Here is a 5,089-nt window from a genome sequence, read left to right as displayed (position 1 = left end):
AAGGTGGCCACCAGCCAGCGCGAACGAGCCAGGCTGACGCCTATGCGCATCCCCGGCTGCACCCCGCTGCGCTGCAGGGCCCAGGCAATCGCCGCACTGGCTGCCTCCAGCTGTGCATAGCTCAGCGTGCCTTCGGCGTCCTGCACCGCAATGGCGTCCGGAACCTGCTGCGCGGTCTGCGCAAAACGTCCACTCAGGCTGACGCCTCCCTCCCCCGGCAACCCCGCCCAGGCCAGCAGCTGCACCCGCACGTCGTTTGCCAGGAAATCGCCCCCGTGCGAGGCCTCCACATCGCTGGCCATGCTCTGGGCAACAGCTGCGTAGAGCGAGGCGAACTGTTGCGCGTGGCCCGGATCGATGGCCGCCGAATCCAGGTCCAGCATCATGTGCAGTTCATCGCGCCACGGCTGGTATCCCGCTTGGAATGTCAATGGATAGTTCGAGTATTCGAAGCCATCGGTACCTTCCAGGCTGATCCCGAATTCACCCAGCCTCTCGTACACGTGGAAGTGAGTGAAGTTGAACACCACATCGAAAAGTGCGTTACCGCCCGCGATGCGCTTCATCTCCGTCATCGGGAAGCGCCGGTGGCTCCAGTGCTGCTGATTCATGTCGCGCACGCGCTCAATCAGCGCACGCCAGCTGCTCGGCATCACCTTCAGCGATGTAGGGAGAGTATTGAGGAACATGCCCAGGACGCGCTCACCGCCTGCAGACTCAGGCCGGCCGTTGACGACCACGCCGCTGCATACCTGCGCGCTGCCGGTGATCACACTGATGGCCTTGAGATGGATGGCCAGCATCACATCGCGCAGGCGTACGCCCAGTTGGGCCGCCAGCGCCGTCAGCGCCTGCTTGTGATGCACCGCTAGCGGCACCTCCATACGCACTGGCTCACCCGCTGAGATGTCCGAACGCGTCGGCAATGTCACATGGCCTTGTTCCAGCAGCCGGTCCTGCCAGAAGGCGCGATTCGCCTCAGATTGCAGTGCCGCCTGTTCCAGCGCGACAAAATCGGCGTAGCGCAATGTTGTGGTTTCCGCGCTAGGGTCGGCGCTGCCGCGACGATGCTCACGCACCAACTCTGTCATCAGCGACGCCGCGCTCCAGCCATCGAGAATCGCGTGCGGGCAGCTCAGGTTGAGCTGATGGCGCGCTGGCCCCAGCCGGAACAGGTCCACGCGCAGCAACGATGGGCACTTGAGGTCGAATGGACGGGTCTTCTCCTGCGCATTGGCCTGGGCCAGCACCACGGTTTGTTCATCGGCACCCAGTGCGGACAGGTCATGGAAGCCGAAGTGGCTTCGGGCATCGCGGTGTACGACCTGCAGCGGCGTATCGAACCGGGACAGATCGAAACCGGTACGCAGGATGTCGTGCTGTGCGGTCAAGCGGATCAAGGCCTGCTCAAGCCCGTGTGGATCGATCTCGCCACCGATCGTGTAGTTCATGATGTCGTGGTAGACCGCGTCATCGCCGCTGAAGTCTTGGTGGAACAGCATGCCGGCCTGCATGCGGCTGAGCGGGTAGGCATCGTCGGCGCTGCCGCGCAGCGTGTTGGCGATATCGGTACGGACCAGGCTGAACGGCGCCACCGCCGCCGGCCCCTTCCCTGCCAGCGGTATCACCCGCGGTGCGAGATTGCGGATGCTTTGCTGCTTGAACAGATCTTCCAGTTCGAAGTCGTAGCCGTGCGAATGGGTCAGTGCGCGTAGTTGGATGCTGAGTATGGAGTCGCCGCCCAGGGTGAAGAAAGAGTCGTTGGGATCGATCGCATCAAGCTCCAGCACCTCCATCCAGATGACCGTCAAGGTTTGCTCCAGCTCGTTGAGCGGGCTGGTGACAGCCGGCGATATGGTCGGCTCCGCACTGAGTGCCAGTACCCGCAATGCAGTGCGGTCAAGTTTCTCGTGTCGCGTCTGGGGCATCTGCTCCAGCGCAATGAAGCGTTGTGGAATGCAGTAGTCCGGCAAACGGCCAGCTAGTGCATCGGCGGCACGCTCGGGCGGACCGAAGCCGGGGGCAGTCTGTACCAATCCGATCAGCTCGCGCCTTCCATCGGCACGCTCCACCACTTCCACTGCAGCCTGTTCCACGCCCGGCACGGCATTCAGCGCCACCTCCACCTCGTCTAGCTCGATCCGGAAGCCGCGAAGCTTGATCTGACGGTCGTCGCGGCCGATGAAATCGAGCTGGCCATCGGGCAGCATGCAAACCACATCGCCGGTGTCGTACATGCGAGCACCCGCAACATCGGCGTACGGATCGGGCAGGAAATGAGCGGCCGTACGTGCGGCATCACCCGCATAGCCGTGCGCCAGAGCTGGCCCGGTCAGATACAGGCGGGCGCGCATCCCCGCTGGAACCGGGCGCAGTCCCTTATCGAGCAGACGTACGCCCCCACCCGACAGGGGTCGACCGATCGGGATGCGACCTGGCCGGCCACCGTCGCACGCATGCCACGTGGACCAGACGGTGGCCTCGGTCGGGCCGTATGCGTTGAACAAGCGATGCCGCTGACCCCAGCGCCCAGCCGATGCAGGCGGCAGTGCCTCCCCGGCCGACACCACCGTTACCGAGCGTGGCAGCGCCAGCGGGTCCATCACGGTCAGATAGGACGGCGGCAGCGTGAGCAGATCGATCGAGCGCTCATCAATGAAGGCGTGCAGATACTCTGGATCGCGTTTGCGGTGTTCTTCCACGATGTGCAACGCCCCGCCGGTGAGCAGCGCCATCACCATCTCAAAGACGGACGCATCGAAGGTCAGCGATGCAAACTGCGATACCCCACGCCCCGCACCGGCGCCCAGCACCTCGCGTTGCTGCGCCACCAAATTGCATACCCCTCGCCACGGCACCACCACCGCCTTAGGCGTGCCAGTCGAGCCGGAGGTGAAGATGATGTAGGCCGATTCGTCGCCACGCAGTCCCGGCCCAAGCGAAGGCGCTGTCATTTCCTCACCGCCCAGCTCGCCAGCGATCAGGATGCGTCCATTGCGTACCTCGGCAGGCAGGCGGGCCACGGTAGCCGATGACACCACCAAGTGGCCGATGTCGCAACTGCGCAGCATCGCTTGCAACCGTTCTGGCGGATGGTCGACCGCCAGCGGCACATAGGTGGCGCCGACGCTCCAGATGGCCAACATCGCCACCGGCAGCGGCGCGGAACGCTCAAGGCAGACGCCAACCCGGGTGCCTTCTCTCACGCCGTGCAAACACAGGCGGTCGGCCAGTGTATGAACAGCGCGACGCATGCAATTGTAGGACCAGCTGCCATTGCCGTCCTGCACAGCAGTCGCAGCGCCTGCCGCGGCGCAGACCGCATCGAAGAGGGTGCCGAACGCCTGCACATCAGCTGCCGCGCGTTCCTGGCGGATACACCATTGCGCCACTGGAACTAGCGGCGTGTCATCCGGCCGTTGCTGCGGCGCCAGCGCAAGCGCAGCGAAAACCTGTTCGTACAGCGCTGCCAGGGCCGCTGCGCGCACTTCGTCCAGCCGTGCTGGATCGAACTCCAGCCGGACGGTCAGCTCACCGCTGTCCGGATCCTCCGCGGTCTGCAACACCAACGGAAACGTGGAATGCTCCTTGACCTGCGCATTGCTGGCGCTCAGCAATGCGTCCTCGCGCACCCCCCTGTAGGCATGGAACTTGGTGAAATTGAAGGCGGTCTGGACCGCGTCGGGCCCGCCCAGTAAACGGCTGATGCGGGCATGCGGGTACAGCCGATGCGGGAACAGGCGGCGCTCCTCCTCATGCACGGCCATGACCAGCTCACACCAGCGAAGGCCCACTGCAGGCAGGCGCAGGGGCACGTTGTTGAGGAACAGGCCCAAAGTCCGTTCACCGTCCCGCCTGTCCGAACGCCCGTGCATCAGAATGCCCGAGAAGGGCTGCTGCTTGCCGAAGTACAACGACAGTGTTTGCAGGTGTCCTGCAAGCAGAACACTCTTCATCGGTGCTTGGCAATCTTCGACACGCTGTTTCAAACCTGCCTGCACCTGCGGCGAAAGCGGAATGTGCAGGCTGCGCACGTCCGCGACGGCAGGTTCGATCAGCGGTTGGGCGTGCTCCATCTGCAGCACGTCAGCATTGCGCAAGTAGTCGGCCCAGAAGCGGTCGGCGACATCGTCGGCGGTTGAGCGCCGCTCGGCGGCAATGAACTCCGCGTAGCGGCTGTGCGGAGGTTGCGACACGATTGGCTGTCCGGTCAGCAAGGACCGATAGTCCAACAGCAGTTCCGCCAAGAGCTGGGCCAAGCTCCAGCCATCCAGGATGGCGTGATGGAAACTCAGGGTAAGCCGCCATCGCTGATGGGCCCGCACATGAACGAATGCGCGCATCAACGGCGCCTGCCGCCAGTCGAATGGCGTACGCCGCTCCTGTTCCAGCCACCCTTGGTAATCCTGCTCCCACGCCTGCGCTGGCAAATCGGTGACATCGTGTTCCAGCAATGCGATCTTCGCCCGGCCCCAGACGAACTGCAGCGGTTCCGGCTTACGCAGCATGTCGAACGAGGTGCGCAGAATCGGATGGCGCTCCACCGCACCCTCCAGCACCTTGTGCAGCAGCTCAGTGCGGTACTGCCCCTCCAGATCCAGATGGTAGACGTCGTGATAGACGGTAGTGGCACCACCTCCGAGGTCGGAATGAAACAACATGCCTGCCTGCATCGCGCTCAGCGGATAGGCATCCACCACGCCTGCGGGTAACGCCTGGCGCTGCGCCGGGCCCAGCAGCTCGAACGGGGCGAGTACTGCGTGCGCATCGCCCGGTTCGGCCAGGCGTACCTGCGTGGCGAGGTCGGCCAGGGTGTCGTAGTCGAACAGATCGGCCAACTCCAGCACGAGACCTCGCTGGTCTGCCAATCCCTTGATCTGGATGCTCAAGATCGAATCGCCGCCCAGCTCGAAGAAGTTGTCATGCCGCCCCACCTGCGCAACGTCCAGCACCTGCTCCCAAATCTGCGCCAGCGCCTGTTCCACCTCGCCCTGGGGCGCCTCGTGCGTGTCGGCAGCACGCGCAGCGCCCGGTTTCGGCAACGCCGCCTTGTCGATCTTCCCGTTGGCCGTCAGCGGCAGCCGGTCCA

1 protein-coding gene is annotated in these 5,089 nt (G+C 64.3%); it reads right to left on the bottom strand.

What is annotated here, in order from left to right; translation table 11 throughout:
* Positions 1–5,089: non-ribosomal peptide synthetase (locus EO141_RS07545; protein WP_127168876.1), on the bottom strand; the 5,089-nt coding region annotated here is incomplete at both ends.

The organism is Xanthomonas sp. BRIP62415 (genome assembly GCF_003993515.1).
GTDB classification, from domain to species: Bacteria; Pseudomonadota; Gammaproteobacteria; order Xanthomonadales; family Xanthomonadaceae; genus Xanthomonas; species Xanthomonas euroxanthea.
The sequence above is the reverse complement of the archived record's forward strand: the minus strand, read 5'-3'. Positions and strand labels throughout refer to the sequence as shown.